The following is a 15122-nucleotide window of genomic DNA, read 5'->3' as shown; positions in this document are numbered from 1 at the left end:
TGGTCGTTTGCGGGTCCTGCGGAGCGATCAGCGGGCGGCGGTCACCAGGAGACCGGCAGTTCGTGGACGCCGTAGATGAACGCGTCGGTCTTGAAGCGGACGTCCTCCAGGGCGCACGCGAGCTTCAGCGTCGGGATGCGCTTGTAGAGGGTGCCGTAGACGACCTGGAGTTCCATGCGGGCCAGCGGCTGGCCCAGACACTGGTGGACGCCGAAGCCGAAGGCGACGTGGCGGCGGGCGTCGCGGGTGATGTCGAGGCGGTCGGGGTCGGCGAAGACCTCGGGGTCGCGGTTGCCGATCTCGTTGACCATGATCACGCCCTCGCCGGCCTTGATCACCTGGCCGCCGATCTCGATGTCCTCGGTCACCGCCCGGCGCCGGCCCAGGTGGGTGATGTGCAGATAGCGCAGGAGTTCCTCGACCGCCGAGGCCACGAGTTTCGGGTCGTCGGTCTCCCGCAACAGGGCGAGCTGGTCGGGGTGCTGGAGCAGGGCGAGGGTGCCGAGCGCGATCATGTTCGCGGTGGTCTCGTGCCCCGCGATCAGCAGGAGCAGGGCCATCTCGGTCGCCTGCTGATGGGTGAGTTCACCGGCGGTGATGCGGGCGGCGATGCCCGACAGCAGGTCGTCCTGCGGCTCGGCGACCCGCTTGCCCAGGACTCCCGCCAGGTAGCCCGCGACCTCACGGCTCGCCGCGCCCCGCTCCTCGGGCGTGGCGGTCGTGCGGACCATGGTCTTGGTGTGCTCCTGGAAGAAGTCGTGCTCCTCGTACGGCACGCCCAGCAGCTCGCAGATGACCAGCGACGGGATCGGCAGGGCGAACACGTCCACGAGGTCCACCGGGCCGGGCCCGGCGAGCATGTCGTCGATCAGGTCGTCCACGATCCGCTGTACGGCGGGCCGCAGCGCCTCGACCTTCTTCACGGCGAACGGGCCCGTCACCATCCGGCGCAGCCGGGCGTGTTCGGGGTCGTCCATCATGATGAAGCTGAGCTTGCCCTCACCGGCCTCGGGGCTGGCCTTGGTCGGATATCCCGGCTGGTCGGTGTCGGCACTGACCCGCTCGTCGCCCAGCAGGGACCGCTGCTCGGCGTACCGGGTCACGAGCCAGGGCTCGCTGCCGTCCCACAGCCTCACCTTGGTCAACGGCCCCTGCTGCTGCAGCTCCTTGAGCGCGGGCGGCGGGTCGAAGGGGCAGCGGGACTCCCTCGGCATCGGGAACTCGGGGACGGCGTCCGGCGCTTCGTGCGCGGGACCGGTCAGGGTGGTGTCGGCCATGGTTCTCCTCGGGCGTGGGGGGCTCCGGTCGGAGTGGAGCGCCGGGGCGAAGGGGGTCGAGGCCTCGATGAACACAGGCAAACAGAGCGGTCTGACGCCTTCCGGTCAGTTTCCTGACAGGAAACTGACGTGGCCCAGATCACACGAGCGGGCTCGACCGACTCTCCGACCGGGCGTCAGGAACCGCCGTCGGCCCGGCCCAGCCAGTAGCCGAAGCCACGGCGCGTGTGGATCAGCGCCGGGTCGTCGTCCCGGTCCACCTTGCGGCGCAGACGGGAGACGAGCTGCTCGATGGCGTTGTCGCCGCGGTACTCGGCCCAGACGTAGCGGCCGATCTGTTCCTTGGACAGCACCCGGTGCGCGTGGACCAGGAGATGGCGCAGCAGCCGGTACTCGGCAGGCGTGAGGTCGAGCGCCCGTGTCCCGCGCCGGGCCCGGCACACGGTGTCGTCGAGCACGAGGTCGCCGTACTCCAGCGGGTTGCCCCTGGGCGGGCCGGGGCGGGGGCCGCGCAGCAGCACCTGGATCCTGGCGAGGACTTCGGCCACCCGGAAGGGCTTGGTGACGTAGTCCCGCTCCCCCAGGCCGAGTTCGGGCACGAGCCGGGGGAGGTGGTCGTACTCGGTGAGGAGGAGGACCGGCGGGCGGTGCGGGAGGGTGGGGCGGCGCTCCCGGCTGAAGTTCGCCATGTCCGGCAGGGCGGTGTCGAAGACCACCAGGTCGAAACGGTGCTGCGCGACGCGGGCCAGCGCCTCGGCGCCGGTGTCGCTGAGGCTGATCCGGTAGCCGGCCAGCTCCAGGGTGGTCGAGAGCAGTTCGGCGAGGTCGGGCTCGCCGGCGACGACGAGGACGTGCTGGCCGGCGCCGCGCGCGAGGGCGGGTTTCTCGCCGGTGGCGCCGTCCAGGGGCGCGGCTGTCTGCCGGGCGCTCATAACCCGCCCCGTCCGGCGCCGCGGCGGCGGCCTTGGCCGAGAGTCGATTTCACGGTCGTACTCCTTGTGCGGCGGCGGTCAGCGGCCGGGTGAGACGGGTGCCAGCCACATGCCGACGACGGCGTCGGCGAGGCCCGTGGCGGCGTCGTCCCAGGTGGACCGAGGGGTGGGGGTGTTCTCGGCGAGGGCGCGCTCACGCTCGGCGGCCACATGGACGATCAGGTGGCGGACCATCTCGCCGCGTTCGGCGCGGACCTCGGCGGGGAGGTCGGGCAGGCACCGGTTCAGACCCTCGATGATCTTCTGGAGGGCCGGGGAGGAGAGGGCCTCCTCGACCATGATCCGGTGCAGGGCCGGATCGGCGACGACCTGGGCGCAGAAGCGCGCGTACCAGGTGGGGCTGCCGAGTGCGGCGAGGTGTTCGAGCGCCGGGCGGACCAGGCAGTCCACCCAGCCGCGCAGGTCGTCCGGGTCCGCGAGGTCGGTGATCAGGCGGGCGCGGATGTCCTCGATACGCGTGGCGTGCCGCCGGACGATGGCGCGGACCAGGTCGGTCTTGGTGCCGAAGTGGTAGCCGACCGCGGTGTTGTTGCCCTGCCCCGCGGCCTCGCTGACCTGGCGGTTGGACACCGCGTACACGCCGTGTTCGGCGAAGAGCCGCTCGGCCGCGGTCAGCAGCAGCTCCCGGGTCGCGTTGACCTGTTCCTCCCGCAGGGTCCTGCCCGCCATGATCACCACCGCTCCGGGACTGCCCACAGCCCGCGCCAGCCAGTCCCTCGAGCCGCCGCGGGTTCGCACACCTACAATCTAAGTCACTTGATTGAACGAAACGGTGGAACATGGTGGAGCGGGCTGCACCGACACCCCGGCTGCCCGCACCCCCGCGCGCGGCGCTCGGGTCACCTGGCGTGACGGGCATGCGGGCGACGGTGCGACAGGCAGGACGCGCGACGGTCCATCTGACGGTGGCCGCCGCGATGGCCTTCGGGATGTATCTCTTCATCACGGTGCTGCTGATCGCCGCCATCGGGACCGTCGCGGTGGTCGGTGCCTGGCTGCTGCCCGAGACGGTGCTGCTCGTACGGCGGATCGCCGGGGCGAAGCGGCGGCTGACGGCCGCTTGGACGGGGCGGGAGATCCCCGAGGCGTACCGGGCCGTCGAGGGGCCGCTGACCGAGCGGCTGCGGACGGCCGTACGCGATCCCGGCACGCTCACCGATCTGCGCTGGATGGCCGCCTACTACGTCTACGGCGCGCTGGTCTTCCTCGCCCTGCCGCTGTGGCCGGTCGGGCTCGTCGTCGACGGCGTGCGGTGCGGGCTGCTGCGCCGGCGGGCCGTCGTGCTGCCGTGGATCGTGCGCCTGGCGGACCTGGAGGCCGGCTGGTCGACCGCGCTGCTCAGGCCGTCCCCGAAGGCGCTGCTGGCCGCGCGGGTCGAGCAGCTGAGCACGTCCCGGGCCGACGCGATCGCCGCCCACGGCGCCGAACTGCGCCGTATCGAGCGGGACCTGCACGACGGCGCGCAGGCCCGGCTGGTGGCGCTGTCCATGCGGATCGGGCTCGCCAAACGGGCCTACGAGCGTGATCCGGACGCCGCGCGGGGGCTGCTGGACGACGCCCAGGACCAGGCCGAGCAGGCGCTGTCCGAGCTGCGGCACGTGGTGCGCGGCATCCATCCGCCGATCCTGACCGACCGCGGCCTGGTCGGTGCGGTGCGGGCGCTGGCCGCCGGCAGCGGGCTGCGGGTCACCGTGGACGTGGCGGGGCTGGAGGGGGACGGGCCGAGGGCGCCCGCGGCGGTGGAGGCGGCCGCGTACTTCGTGGTGGCGGAGGCACTGACCAACGCGGCCAAGCACAGCGGCTCCCCGAGGCCTCGGTCCGGATCGCCCGTATGCGGCGCGGGCTCAGGGTCGAGGTGGCCGACGCGGGCCGCGGCGGCGCCGACGAGTCGGGCGGTTCGGGACTGCTCGGGATGCGGCGCCGGGTGGCGGCGCTCGACGGGACGGTGCGGATGTCGAGCCCGGCCGGGGGGCCGACGGTGATCGAGGTGGAGCTGCCGTGCGTGTGGTGAGGACGGGCCCCGCTCCCCCTCGGGGATGACCTTGTCCCTGGCGCGTACTGCGTTCCGAGTACCGGCGAATGTCGGCAGACGCACGACGACGTGCCGGGCTGTTCCCTGGATCCTGGCAGATGTCCGAGGCGGGAACAGTTCTCGTTCATCACCACCGCACGCCCCCGCACCCGACCGCTCCGGAACCGGAAGACCCCCGCCCATGACCATCCGCGTACTGCTCGTCGACGACCAGGCCCTGCTGCGGGCCACCTTCCGGATCCTGATCGACTCCTGCCCGGACATGGAGGTGGTCGGCGAGGCCACCGACGGCGCCGAGGCCACCGACCTCGCCCGGACCCACCACCCCGATGTGGTCCTGATGGACATCCGCATGCCCGGCACCGACGGACTGGCCGCCACCTCCGCGATCTGCGCGGATCCCGACCTCGCGGCGGTGCGGGTGCTGATCCTCACCACGTTCGAGATCGACGAGTACGTCGCGCAGGCGCTGCGGGCCGGGGCCAGCGGCTTCCTCGGCAAGGACGTCACCGCGGACGTGCTGCTCGACGGCATCCGGACCGTGGCCGCCGGTGAGTCCCTGCTCTCCCCCACCGCGACCCGCACGCTGATCACACGGTTCCTGGCCTCCCCCGCCGAGAGCTCGCAGTCGGCAGCGCCCGAGGATCTCGCCCCCCTCACCGCCCGCGAACGGGAGGTCATGGCCTGGGTGGCCGAGGGCCACTCCAACGAGGAGATCGCCGAGAAGCTCTTCGTCAGCCCGCTGACCGTGCGTACCCACGTCCACCGTGCCATGACCAAGCTGGGCGCCCGCGACCGTGCCCAACTCGTGGTCATGGCCTACCAGTCCGGCCTGGTGCGGGCCGTGCCGCCGAACGGGGACGGCTGAGGTCCCGGCCCGCCGTTCAGGGGAAAACGACGGCAGGGGTGCGTGGCGGCGGGCGGGACCGTCGACAACTGACCCGTGAGTCTGCCGCTGATCCCTCCCATGCTCGCCACGCCCGGCAACCTGCCGCCCGCCGCGCAGGACGCGCGCTGGGCGTACGAGACCAAGCAGGACGGCCAGCGTGCGGTGGTCTATCTGGAAGGGGACGGCAGCCTGCTGCTGCGCGCCCGTTCCGGTGAGGACATCACGGCCGCCTATCCCGAACTGGAGCCGCTGGGCGGCGCGCTCGGCACCACACGCGCCGTACTGGACGGGGAGATCCTGGCCCTGGACGAACAGGGCCGCGCCGACTTCCAGTTGCTGCAGTCCCGCATGGGCCTGGCGCACTCGCCCACGCGGGCCGCGCGGATGGCGGCTCAGACCCCCGTCCATCTGGTGCTGTTCGACGTGATGCACCTGACGGACCGCTCGCTGATCACGCTGCCCTACACCCGGCGGCGCGGGCGGCTGGAGGAGCTGGGCCTGAGCGGGCCGTACTGGTCGACGCCGGGCGCGCTGGTCGGGCACGGCGCCGAGGCCCTGCGAGCGACCCGTGAGCACGGTCTGGAGGGGCTCGTCTGCAAGCGGCTGGACTCGGTGTACGAGCCCGGGGTGCGCTCCCGCGCCTGGATCAAGATCCGCAACATGCGCACGGAGGACGTCATCGTCGGGGGCTGGCTGCCCGGCAAGGGGCGGCTCACGGGCCTGCCGGGCGCGGTGCTGGTCGGACAGCGCGCGGCCGGAAGGCTGCGGTACGTCGGCGGCGTGGGCACCGGCTGGAGCGAGACCGAACGGACGCAGCTGGCCGAGCTGTTGCGGGCGTCCGAGACGGACACCTGCCCCTTCGACCCCGCCCCGCGCGTGGCAGGCGCGCGCTGGGTGCTGCCCCGGCTGGTCGGCGAGGTGCGCTTCAGCGTCCGCACCAGGTCCGGGATGCTGCGCCAGCCGTCCTGGCTGCGGCTCAGGCCCGACCTCGCACCGCAGGACGCGGCGGCCGACCTGCCGGACGAGAGTGTGTGACGCGGCTTCAGCCCCGACAGCTCCCGACAGGGCCGTGGTCGGGCCTTCCTGACAGCTCGACCAACTGGGGGAAAGGCGCGCCTTCTCGGCGGACGGGCTCCAAGTGTTGCGCTGATCGTTACCAGCGGTACGCCCGTGCCTCTTGGCACGGAAGTGAAAACCCTGGATTCTGAATTCCCCTTCCCCCCATGGCCGTTGGGCTGCGCCCCGACCCCCGAGGAGACGCAGTGTCGTCACAGACGTTCCGCACGCACCGCAAGCGATGGCTCACCGGTCTGGCCGGTGCCGCCGCGCTCGTCATCGCTTTCCCGAGCGTCGCCTTCGCCGCTCCGCCCGCGGCGCTGGCCGCCAACGCCGAGGCCGCCGAGCAGACGTACCAGCCCGCCTACGACTACGACACCGACGGCTGCTACTCCACCCCCGCCATCGGCCCGGACGGAACCGTCAACGGCGGCCTCAACCCGACCGGTTCGCTCAGCGGCGACTGCCGTGACGCCTCGGACCTCGACAACACCAACGGCTACTCGCGTTACAAGTGCAACAACGGCTGGTGTGCCTACATGTACGGCCTGTACTTCGAGAAGGACCAGGCCGTGGCGGGCAGCAGCATAGGCGGGCACCGGCACGACTGGGAGCATGTCGTCGTGTGGGTGCAGAACAACGCGGTGCAGTACGTCTCGACGTCCAACCACGGCTCGTTCACGATCAGCGCCGCGTCCTCCGTGCGCTTCGACGGCACGCACGCCAAGATCGTGTACCACAAGGACGGCGTCAGCACGCACTGCTTCCGCCTCGCGGGCTCGAACGACGAGCCGCCGGAGAACCACAAGGGCACCTGGCAGTACCCGCCACTGGTCGGCTGGAACGGCTACCCGTCGGGCGTGCGCGACAAGCTGGTCGCGTACGACTTCGGCAGCGCCAACTTCGGCCTGAAGGACGCCAACTTCGCGAACCACCTGGCGTCGGCGAAGCCGTCCGGTATCGCGTTCGACCCGTACGCCTGATCAGTCCCCTCGGGCTCGGGGTGCAGGGCCCGGCTGTGTGAGCGAGCGCGAGGCCCCGGATCGCTCCGGGGCCTCGCGCTCGCTGCTTCTACTGCCACCACAGTTCATGGGCTCGTCCGTCCACCCCTCGATACAGGACGTGCTGCCCGGCGGTCGCCTGGTTGGGCATCGTGTACCCCTGAAGCGGCCCGGCCGGCAGCGGAGCCGCTGCGTGGACGGTGAGATCGGTGTGGTTCCACTGGAAGTCCGGGTGCCACCACAGCTCGTGCGCGTGACCGTCCACGCCCTGATAGACGGCGTGTTGGCTCACGACGCCGTGTTGGTCCAGTGCATATCCGTGCACGGCGCCCGCGGGGAGCGGGGCGTTGGTGCGCAGGGTGAGGTCGGTGTGGTTCCACTGGTGGTCGGGGTGCCACCACAGCTCGTGCGCGTGACCGTCGACACCCTGGTAGTAGACGTGCTGACTGGCCACCCCGTTCCAGACCTTCGTGTTGCTGTGCAGAGGGCCTGCCGGAAGGGGGGCGTGGGTGTGCGCGGTGAGGTCGGTGTGGTTCCACCGGTGGTCGGGGTGCCACCACAGCTCGTGCGCGTGACCGTCGACACCCTGGTAGTAGACGTGCTGACTGGCCACCCCGTTCCAGACCTTCGTGTTGGCGTGCAGAGGGCCTGCCGGAAGGGGGGCGTGGGTGTGCGCGGTGAGGTCGGTGTGCGACCAGCCTCGGTTCCCGTACCACCACAGCTCGTGGGCCCGTCCGTCAACGCCCTGATAGACCACGTGCTGACTCGGGGTACCCCCCTGATCCATCACATACCCATGCAGAGGACCCGCAGGCAACGGAGCCTTGCCGTGCGCCGTCAGATCAGTGTGCGACCAACCCTGATGCCCGTACCACCACAACTCATGCGCACGCCCGTCAACACCCTGATAAACCACGTGCTGACTCGGATTACCCCCCTGATCCATCACATACCCATGCAGAGGACCCGCAGGCAACGGAGCCTTGCCGTGCGCCGTCAGATCAGTGTGCGACCAACCCTGATGCCCGTACCACCACAACTCATGCGCACGCCCGTCAACACCCTGATAAACCACGTGCTGACTCGGATTACCCCCCTGATCCATCACATACCCATGCAGAGAGCCCGCAGGCAACGGAGCCTTGCCGTGCGCCGTCAGATCGGTGTGACGCCAAGGGTTCGCGGGTGTGAGGAGTCCGGCGAACACCGTCGCGCGCGTGCAGTCCTCGCCCCGGCAGCCGGTGTCGGGGCAGGGGTAGGAGACACGGCACGAGCCCAGTTGTTGGAAGTCCCGTTCGCCGCGCACCAGGATTCCCTCGACGATGCGGGTGTTCTCGTTGAATACCGGAGACCCCGAATTACCGCCGTACGTATCGAGGTTGGCGACGAAGAAATCAGCCTCTGTATTTCCGCGGACGGCCGAGCCATCTGCGAACTTCGTCGGCAGTCCGCACGGGTGGCCAATGACGTAGACCGGCTCGGTGTTCCCGATTTTCCCCTCGCGTCGCACGGGAAGGATCGCCCGCCCGGTGACCGGCCGGTCCACCCTGACCAGTGACCAGTCGGCGCCTGCGGAGGTCAGTGTGTGGCCCAACAGAGCGACACCTCGATAGATGTCGGCGTTGGGTACCGCGGTCACTGGCTGCGCCGGCCCTCGCATGCGGAATCCGAAGACGAACCGCACAGTTCCGACGGTCGTGGCGTTGATGCAGTGGCCTGCCGTGGCAATGACGTCCGGCCCGACCAGGAAGCCGGAACAGAACGCGCCCACGGGTTGATCACGAAAGGGTTCACCGGCACACAACCCGTACGAGGTACCGAAGTTCTGCGTGGTGAGCCTCGAGGTACCGTCACCGTTGTCGATCACTTCCGCTGCCCTGAAGAGGGCAGCAACGCTGTCCGCGTCCCGGCGATCGGCCGCGTCGGTCAGCTCAAAGATGTCCGCCCGATCATCGACGCCGTAGATGACCTTCTGCTTGGCGATGAGGGTCTGCACGAGTTCGCCGTCTTCGACATCCGCCAAGTCGGGATCCCACAGCATTTCCCTCGCGCCACCACCGTCTGCCAGCTTTTCCGCGCGTGCTTTCAGCTCCGCGCGCAGCTCCGCGACTGACATGTCGTCTGGTTTCGTCATGCGACCACCCCCGGACGAAGCTCCGACAGCTCCATGTCGACGCAGTGTGCTCAGCGGGGACGCCCAAGCACAGACGAGCGAGGGGAACGTCGTACATTCACACGCTCCGCGCTCGGCCCGGCCGAGCGAACGGACGTACGCGCATTCAGCACCTCGGCGCCGGCTCGGAGGGCAGAGGGCCCCTGGAGCGGGGGGTGTCTCCAGGACGGCGAGGTGACCGTCCGGCCGAGGTGCCGGGCGTGCCCCTGTTCAGGCCGGAGTGGCCGACCGGTCCGCCGGTGCCCGGACGTTCCCCGCTGGAGCTTGGGGCCCTCCGGCTCACGCGTCCGTGGGTGTCGGGGCGGACTCGGCGCTGTGGGTGCCGAACAGGCCGACGAGAGGGGACGCGGCTGCGCCGACGGCCATCAGCGTTTCCGGCCGGCGCCGACGGGCCAGGCGCCCGTAGAGCAGGGAAGCACCCAGACTGCCGAGCGCGTTCAGTACGCCGCCCAGGGGGAGCGACTCCCGCACGTCGACGACCACGGCCCGCCCCACCACGATGCCCGCTGCCAAGCTTCGGGTTGACGCCTCGACCTACATGAGCGAGGCATCCCCGGCAGCGGTCGGCTGCGCGCTGGCCGCCGGGCGTGAGAGGTCAGTTCTGGCAGGCGCATTCGGCCGCGCTCTTGGCCGCACCGACCGTGACGGAGGGGTCGGTCGCCCGCTCAGCCGGGGTGCAGCAGGCGGTGACGCCGCAGCAGGAGTCGTCCGCCGCCGACGTCGCCGTGGTGTCCGGGCCGGTGGCGGGCTTGGCGGCGCGGACGATGGCGGAGTGCATGCCGTCGGCGACCGGGTGGGTGGGGGTGATCTGGATGTCGGTGAAACCGGCGGCCTCCAGGCCCCCGCGGTATTCGGCGAAGGTCAGGGCTCCCGCGATGCAGCCGACGTAGTCGCCGCGTTCGGCCCGTTGTTCGGCGGTGAGGGTGTCGTCGGCGACGACGTCGGAGATGCCGATCCGGCCGCCGGGCTTGAGCACGCGGAAGGTCTCGGCGAAGACGGCGGACTTGTCGACCGACAGGTTGATCACGCAGTTCGAGATCACGACGTCGATGGTGTTCGCGGGCAGCGGGATCGCCTCGATCGTGCCCTTGAGGAACTCCGCGTTCGTCGCCCCCGCCTTCGCCGCGTTGGACAGGGCGAGGGCGAGCATCTCCTCCGTCATGTCCACCCCGTACGCCTTGCCCGTCGGCCCGACGCGGCGTGCGGAGAGCAGGACGTCGATGCCGCCGCCGGAGCCGAGGTCGAGGACGCGCTCGCCCTCGCACAGCTCAGCCACGGCGGTCGGGTTTCCGCAGCCGAGGGAGGCGGCGACGGCTTCGGCGGGCAGCGCGTCGCGCTCGTCCGCGGCGTACAGGGTCGAGCCGAAGTTCTCGTCGACCTCGACCGGCTCGGGCCCGCAGCAGGTGGTGCCGCCTTCGGTGACCTTCACGGCCGCCTCGGCGTACCGCCGGCGGACCGTTTCACGCAGGGCGGTGGACTGCTCGCTCATGACTCACTCCCAGGTGACGGGCTGCAGCACAGCCCGGAACGGCTTGTATTGACGTTCATTGATGCAAGCTTGCGCCTTGAATCGAAAAACGTCAACATAGAGCCATGTCGAAACAAGAGCTTGAGGTGATCGGCCAAGGCTCCGCCTGCTGCCCGGGCCTGTCCGCCGCGCCACTGGACGAGGACCAGGCGGCCGAGCTGGCGAAGGTCTTCAAGGCCCTGGGTGACCCGGTCCGGCTGCGTCTGATGTCGATGATCGCCTCGCGCGGGGAGGGCGGCGAGGTGTGCGTGTGCGAGCTGACCCCCGCCTTCGACCTGTCCCAGCCGACGATCTCCCACCACCTGAAGCTGCTGCGCCAGGCCGGGCTCATCGACTGCGAGCGGCGCGGCACCTGGGTCTACTACTGGGCGCTGCCCGGCGTCCTGGGCCGGCTCGGCGCATTCCTGGCGGCCCCGCAGCCCGCCGGATCCGGCGCGTGACCGCGCCGCTCGGCCGTCGTACAGCCGCGGAGGCGATCGGCACCGGGCTCCTGGTGGCCGTGGTCGTGGGCTCCGGCATCCAGGCCACCGAGCTCTCGCGCGACGTGGGCGTGCAACTGCTCGCCAACTCCCTCGCCACCGTCTTCGGCCTGGGCGTACTGATCGCCTTGCTCGGGCCGGTCTCCGGCGCGCACTTCAACCCGGCCGTCACCCTCGCCGCCTGGCTCACCGGCCGCCGTGCCCCGGACGGCCTCACCCTGCGGGATGTCGCAGCCTACGTACCCGCCCAGATCGCGGGGGCGATCGGCGGGGCGGTCCTGGCCGACGCCATGTTCGCCGAGCCGCTGGTCAAGTTCTCCACCCACGACCGGTCCGCCGACCACTTGTGGTTGGGCGAGGTCGTCGCCACGGCCGGGCTGCTCCTGCTGATCTTCGGTCTCACCCGGACAGGCCGCGCCGCGCTCGCTCCGGCCGCGGTGGCCTCCTACATCGGGGCCGCCTACTGGTTCACCTCCTCCACGTCCTTCGCGAACCCCGCGGTGACCATCGGCCGGACCTTCACCGACACCTTCGCCGGGATCGCGCCCGCCTCCGTCGCGCCGTTCATCGCCGCCCAGTTGCTCGGCGCCGCACTCGGACTCGGCCTCGTGGCCGCGGTCTACGGCCCGAACAGCGCCCCCGCACACCGCGACACCGGCGTCCCGCGCAGCGAACCCGAACCCGCCTCCTCCTGACCACACCCCCCAGAAAGACACCCGCCATGAGCACTCCCGCCGCGCGCCCTTCGGTGCTGTTCGTCTGCGTCCACAACGCCGGCCGCTCCCAAATGGCAGCCGCCTTCCTCACCCACCTCGCGGGCGACCGCATCGAGGTCCGCTCCGCCGGCTCCGCCCCCGCCGACACCGTGAACCCGGCCGTGGTCGAAGCGATGGGCGAGGTCGGCATCGACATCTCCGACCGGACCCCGAAGACCCTCACGGCGAAGGCTGTCCAGGCGTCCGACGTCGTGATCACCATGGGGTGCGGCGACGCGTGCCCCGTCTTCCCCGGCAAGCGGTACCTCGACTGGCAGCTCGACGATCCCGCCGGACAAGGCGTCGAGGCTGTACGACCCATCCGCGACGCGATCGAGACACGAGTCCGAGCACTGATTTCGGAAGTGGCGCCCGGCTGACGGCCGGGCCGTGACGAGGCCGCGGACGAGAACACTCCGGGACACCGGACGGCAGGATCTGCTCACGAGCGCGGGCTGCAGTGCGGACCGGAACGGGCGTGATCATGACGAACCCGCCCTCGCGGCCGCGCTGCCGTGCTGCCGCACTGTCGACGGTCCGGATCAGTCGGCCGCCGGTCCGACGTCCCCGTCGACGAGGGCGTCGCCCAGGGCCGTTCGCCCGTACAGGACGTAGTGGCCCTGGCGCCGGGACTCCAGCAGGCCGGCCTCCCGGAGGATCGAGAGGTGGGACGACACGGTCGACGGGGCCAGGCCGTGGCGGCGGGCCAGGTCCGTCGTCGAGGACGGGGCGGTCAGGCCGGCGAGGACGGCGGCGCGCTGGTGGCCCAGCAGCCGGGCGAGCGCCTCCGCCGGGCGCGGTGCCGGGGCGGTGTGCAGGCGGCCCATGCCTCGGGCGGGGTAGATGACCGTCGGCTGCCAGGGCCGGGCGAAGCCGCTGACCACGTCCGGCCACACGAACACGCTCGGCATGAGCAACACGCCTCTGCCATCGGGGGGTTGAGCGTCCGGAACATCGCTGTACTGGCGCAGCGTGAGGGTGTGACCGGCCCAGTCGACGGCTGGGTGCAGTCCGGTGAGCAGCACGTCGAGTCCGCCGTCCGCCGCCCTGCGCGAGCGGTGCGCGATGTCCGCCTCCAGAACGGCGCGATGGCGCGGCCAGTCCGGGGCAAGCAGGGCGCGCCAGGCCCGTTCCGTGAGGTCGGCGAGGCGCCGGACGGTGGCGGCGGGGTCGTCGAGCGCGGCGCGTCCCTGGGGTGATTCGGCGAGTCCGGGGGTGCAGCTGAGCGAGCGGGTCATCTCCGCGTGGGCCAGATCCGGGTCGGTGGCGCGCATCCGCGCCAACTCGTCCTCGATGGCGGGATACGGCTCCTCCGGCGGCGGGCCCAGGAAGTCCGGGGTGTAGCCGCCGGGTGGTGGGATGAACAGCCACAGCGGTGCCAGGTCGAGGCCGGCGACCGTACGGCGCATGCGGCGCAGCCAGCCCTGGTGGTAGCCGTGCCGGGTGGGCCGGCGGAGCAGGCGCAGCGCCTCGTGGGTCTGGCACAGCGGCGAGATCGCGAACCGGCAACGCGTGAGGTCGTCGGTGCCGAGGTGCAGGGCGAGCGGCATGGCAACCCCCGTCGTGAGCAGCGATTCATCCCGGACCGGGGATCTCGCCCCGGCCGGATCGGGGATCTCAAGATTCGCCCCTGATCGAAAGAGTAGAGGCGCCCCCCGCGGACCGGCACGCTTGCCCCGACTCCCCCTGGCGGAAAGGCGGATGGATGGGCACCGTACGTCCGGCACCCTGGCGACGTGCCGCCGTCGTCGCGGCACTGATGCTGGCGGCGTTCACCTTCAACACCACCGAGAATCTGCCCGTCGGCCTGCTCGCGCTCATGGCGGACGACCTGCGGGTCTCACTGGCGGCCGTGGGCGCCCTGGTGACCGGGTACGGCCTGACCGTGGCTGTCGTGTCATTGCCCCTCGCCCATGTGACCCGTTCCCTGCCGCGTCGGTATCTGCTCGCGGGGCTGCTGGGGTTGCTCGCCGTGGCCAGTTGGGTGTCGGCGCTGGGAGGTGTGTCGTATGGGCTGCTGCTGGCGGCGCGGGTGGCGACGGCGCTGGCGCAGGCGTTGTTCTGGTCGGTGATGGGGCCGGTCGCGGTCGGGCTGTTTCCGCCCGAGCGACGGGGACGGATCATCGGGCTGCTGTCCGTCGGCGGTTCCCTGGCCACCGTGGCCGGGGTGCCGGCCGGGACCTGGCTGGGCGGGCACACCGACTGGCGGACGCCCTTCGCGCTGCTCGGCGTGCTCGCACTCGTCTCGCTCGTGACCATCGGCGTCCTGCTGCCGTCGTCCCGCCCGCAGGACGGTCATTCCGCGTACGGGGCCACCCCCGACCGCCGCGGGTTCTACGTCGTGCTGACCGTCACCGCCCTGTCGGTGACCGGCTTCTTCGCCGGGTTCACCTACGTCGTCGCCTTCCTCGACGAGGTGAGCGGACTGGGCGAGGATGCGGTGAGCGGCGTGCTGTTCGCGTTCGGCGGGGCGGCGCTGGCCGGGGTCACCGTGACCGGGCCGCTGCTCGACCGCTTCCCGCGAGCCACGCTGGCCGTGCCGGTGGCGGCCCAGGCGGTGGCTCTGCTCGGGCTCTACGCGACCGGGCACGTCCCGGCGGTGAGCGTCGTGCTGATCATGCTGCTCGGCGCCTCGGTCGCGACCATCTTCATGGCGACGCAGAGCCGGGTTATCCAGGTGGCGCCGGGTCGCACGGAGACCGCCCTCGCGGCCAACTCGGCCGCCTACAACGTGGGCATCGCCGCCGGTGCGCTGCTCGGGGGCGTACTGCTGCCCGTGATCGGGGTGCGCGGCACGTTCTTGGTCGGGGGGCTGCTGACGGTCGGGGCGCTGGCGGTGCTGATCCGGCAGGTGCGCGCGGGCGTCGAGGACGGGGCGGGCGGCAAGGGCCGGGCGGAAATGGGGCGGTACCGTACGGACGCGGGGTTGTGACGGTCTAT

At 71.3% G+C, this 15122-nt stretch carries 14 protein-coding genes and 1 pseudogene; 8 read left to right on the top strand and 7 right to left on the bottom strand.

What is annotated here, in order from left to right; all coding sequences use genetic code 11:
- Nucleotides 1-41 precede the first annotated feature (41 nt).
- From PBV52_RS49730 to PBV52_RS49720, 3 genes are all read right to left on the bottom strand, one after another.
- Nucleotides 42-1277, bottom strand: coding sequence for a cytochrome P450 (locus PBV52_RS49730; RefSeq protein WP_274248849.1), 1236 nt, complete (start codon nucleotides 1275-1277; stop codon nucleotides 42-44).
- A 176-nt stretch (nucleotides 1278-1453) separates the two neighbouring features.
- Complete coding sequence (locus tag PBV52_RS49725; RefSeq protein WP_274248848.1) at nucleotides 1454-2209, bottom strand: response regulator transcription factor; 756 nt, start codon at nucleotides 2207-2209, stop codon at nucleotides 1454-1456.
- 78 nt (nucleotides 2210-2287) lie between these two features.
- Entirely contained in the window at nucleotides 2288-2938 is a 651-nt protein-coding gene (locus tag PBV52_RS49720) for a TetR/AcrR family transcriptional regulator (RefSeq protein ID WP_274248845.1), read from the bottom strand.
- Between the two features lie 188 nt (nucleotides 2939-3126).
- On the opposite strand from PBV52_RS49720, the pseudogene PBV52_RS49715 reads away from it, so the two are divergent.
- The 4 genes and pseudogenes from PBV52_RS49715 to PBV52_RS49700 all read left to right on the top strand — a co-directional run bounded on the left by PBV52_RS49715 (nucleotide 3127) and on the right by PBV52_RS49700 (nucleotide 7229).
- A pseudogene (locus PBV52_RS49715) lies at nucleotides 3127-4280 on the top strand (histidine kinase).
- Nucleotides 4281-4482: 202 nt separating this feature from the next.
- Complete coding sequence (locus PBV52_RS49710) at nucleotides 4483-5169, top strand: response regulator transcription factor (protein WP_274248843.1); 687 nt, start codon at nucleotides 4483-4485, stop codon at nucleotides 5167-5169.
- Nucleotides 5170-5244: 75 nt separating this feature from the next.
- Entirely contained in the window at nucleotides 5245-6225 is a 981-nt protein-coding gene (locus tag PBV52_RS49705) for an ATP-dependent DNA ligase (RefSeq protein WP_274248841.1), read from the top strand.
- Between the two features lie 227 nt (nucleotides 6226-6452).
- Nucleotides 6453-7229: an NPP1 family protein gene (locus PBV52_RS49700; RefSeq protein ID WP_274248839.1), complete on the top strand. Its 777-nt coding sequence runs from the start codon at nucleotides 6453-6455 to the stop codon at nucleotides 7227-7229.
- An 88-nt stretch (nucleotides 7230-7317) separates the two neighbouring features.
- Here the strand turns inward: PBV52_RS49700 and PBV52_RS49695 are convergent, their stop codons facing one another.
- The 3 genes from PBV52_RS49695 to arsM form a co-directional block, all read right to left on the bottom strand.
- Nucleotides 7318-9381, bottom strand: a complete 2064-nt coding sequence (locus PBV52_RS49695; RefSeq protein ID WP_274248838.1) for a serine protease — start codon at nucleotides 9379-9381, stop codon at nucleotides 7318-7320.
- 318 nt (nucleotides 9382-9699) lie between these two features.
- Complete coding sequence (locus PBV52_RS49690) at nucleotides 9700-9933, bottom strand: hypothetical protein (RefSeq protein WP_274248836.1); 234 nt, start codon at nucleotides 9931-9933, stop codon at nucleotides 9700-9702.
- 82 nt (nucleotides 9934-10015) lie between these two features.
- Nucleotides 10016-10909, bottom strand: a complete 894-nt coding sequence (gene arsM, locus PBV52_RS49685) for an arsenite methyltransferase (protein ID WP_274248834.1) — start codon at nucleotides 10907-10909, stop codon at nucleotides 10016-10018.
- A 104-nt stretch (nucleotides 10910-11013) separates the two neighbouring features.
- On the opposite strand from arsM, the gene PBV52_RS49680 reads away from it, so the two are divergent.
- Genes PBV52_RS49680 through PBV52_RS49670 form a run of 3 tightly spaced genes read left to right on the top strand, consistent with a single transcriptional unit; the run spans nucleotide 11014 to nucleotide 12562 of the window.
- A complete protein-coding gene (locus PBV52_RS49680) occupies nucleotides 11014-11388 on the top strand; it encodes a helix-turn-helix transcriptional regulator (RefSeq protein WP_274248832.1) in 375 nt (124 codons plus the stop codon).
- Complete coding sequence (locus PBV52_RS49675) at nucleotides 11385-12122, top strand: MIP/aquaporin family protein (protein WP_274248830.1); 738 nt, start codon at nucleotides 11385-11387, stop codon at nucleotides 12120-12122. The genes PBV52_RS49680 and PBV52_RS49675 overlap by 4 nt, the downstream gene beginning before the upstream one ends.
- A 26-nt stretch (nucleotides 12123-12148) precedes the next feature.
- A complete protein-coding gene (locus PBV52_RS49670) occupies nucleotides 12149-12562 on the top strand; it encodes an arsenate reductase ArsC (RefSeq protein ID WP_274248828.1) in 414 nt (137 codons plus the stop codon).
- Between the two features lie 162 nt (nucleotides 12563-12724).
- Here the strand turns inward: PBV52_RS49670 and PBV52_RS49665 are convergent, their stop codons facing one another.
- Nucleotides 12725-13732: a DUF5937 family protein gene (locus PBV52_RS49665; protein WP_274248827.1), complete on the bottom strand. Its 1008-nt coding sequence runs from the start codon at nucleotides 13730-13732 to the stop codon at nucleotides 12725-12727.
- A gap of 155 nt (nucleotides 13733-13887) precedes the next feature.
- On the opposite strand from PBV52_RS49665, the gene PBV52_RS49660 reads away from it, so the two are divergent.
- A complete protein-coding gene (locus PBV52_RS49660; RefSeq protein WP_274248825.1) occupies nucleotides 13888-15114 on the top strand; it encodes an MFS transporter in 1227 nt (408 codons plus the stop codon).
- The last annotated feature ends 8 nt before the right edge of the window (nucleotides 15115-15122 follow it).

Source organism: Streptomyces sp. T12 (assembly GCF_028736035.1).
Lineage (GTDB): Bacteria > Actinomycetota > Actinomycetes > Streptomycetales > Streptomycetaceae > Streptomyces.
This window is presented reverse-complemented; position numbering and strand designations above follow the sequence as displayed.

Excerpts from the sequence above, each read along its gene's own strand:
- PBV52_RS49730 (WP_274248849.1), bottom strand. The coding sequence starts at position 1,277 with ATGGCCGACACCACCCTGACCGGTCCCGCGCACGAAGCGCCGGACGCC.
- PBV52_RS49725 (WP_274248848.1), bottom strand. The coding sequence starts at position 2,209 with ATGAGCGCCCGGCAGACAGCCGCGCCCCTGGACGGCGCCACCGGCGAG.
- PBV52_RS49720 (WP_274248845.1), bottom strand. The coding sequence starts at position 2,938 with ATGGCGGGCAGGACCCTGCGGGAGGAACAGGTCAACGCGACCCGGGAG.
- PBV52_RS49710 (WP_274248843.1), top strand. The coding sequence starts at position 4,483 with ATGACCATCCGCGTACTGCTCGTCGACGACCAGGCCCTGCTGCGGGCC.
- PBV52_RS49695 (WP_274248838.1), bottom strand. The coding sequence starts at position 9,381 with ATGACGAAACCAGACGACATGTCAGTCGCGGAGCTGCGCGCGGAGCTG.
- arsM (WP_274248834.1), bottom strand. The coding sequence starts at position 10,909 with ATGAGCGAGCAGTCCACCGCCCTGCGTGAAACGGTCCGCCGGCGGTAC.
- PBV52_RS49680 (WP_274248832.1), top strand. The coding sequence starts at position 11,014 with ATGTCGAAACAAGAGCTTGAGGTGATCGGCCAAGGCTCCGCCTGCTGC.
- PBV52_RS49670 (WP_274248828.1), top strand. The coding sequence starts at position 12,149 with ATGAGCACTCCCGCCGCGCGCCCTTCGGTGCTGTTCGTCTGCGTCCAC.
- PBV52_RS49665 (WP_274248827.1), bottom strand. The coding sequence starts at position 13,732 with ATGCCGCTCGCCCTGCACCTCGGCACCGACGACCTCACGCGTTGCCGG.
- PBV52_RS49660 (WP_274248825.1), top strand. The coding sequence starts at position 13,888 with ATGGGCACCGTACGTCCGGCACCCTGGCGACGTGCCGCCGTCGTCGCG.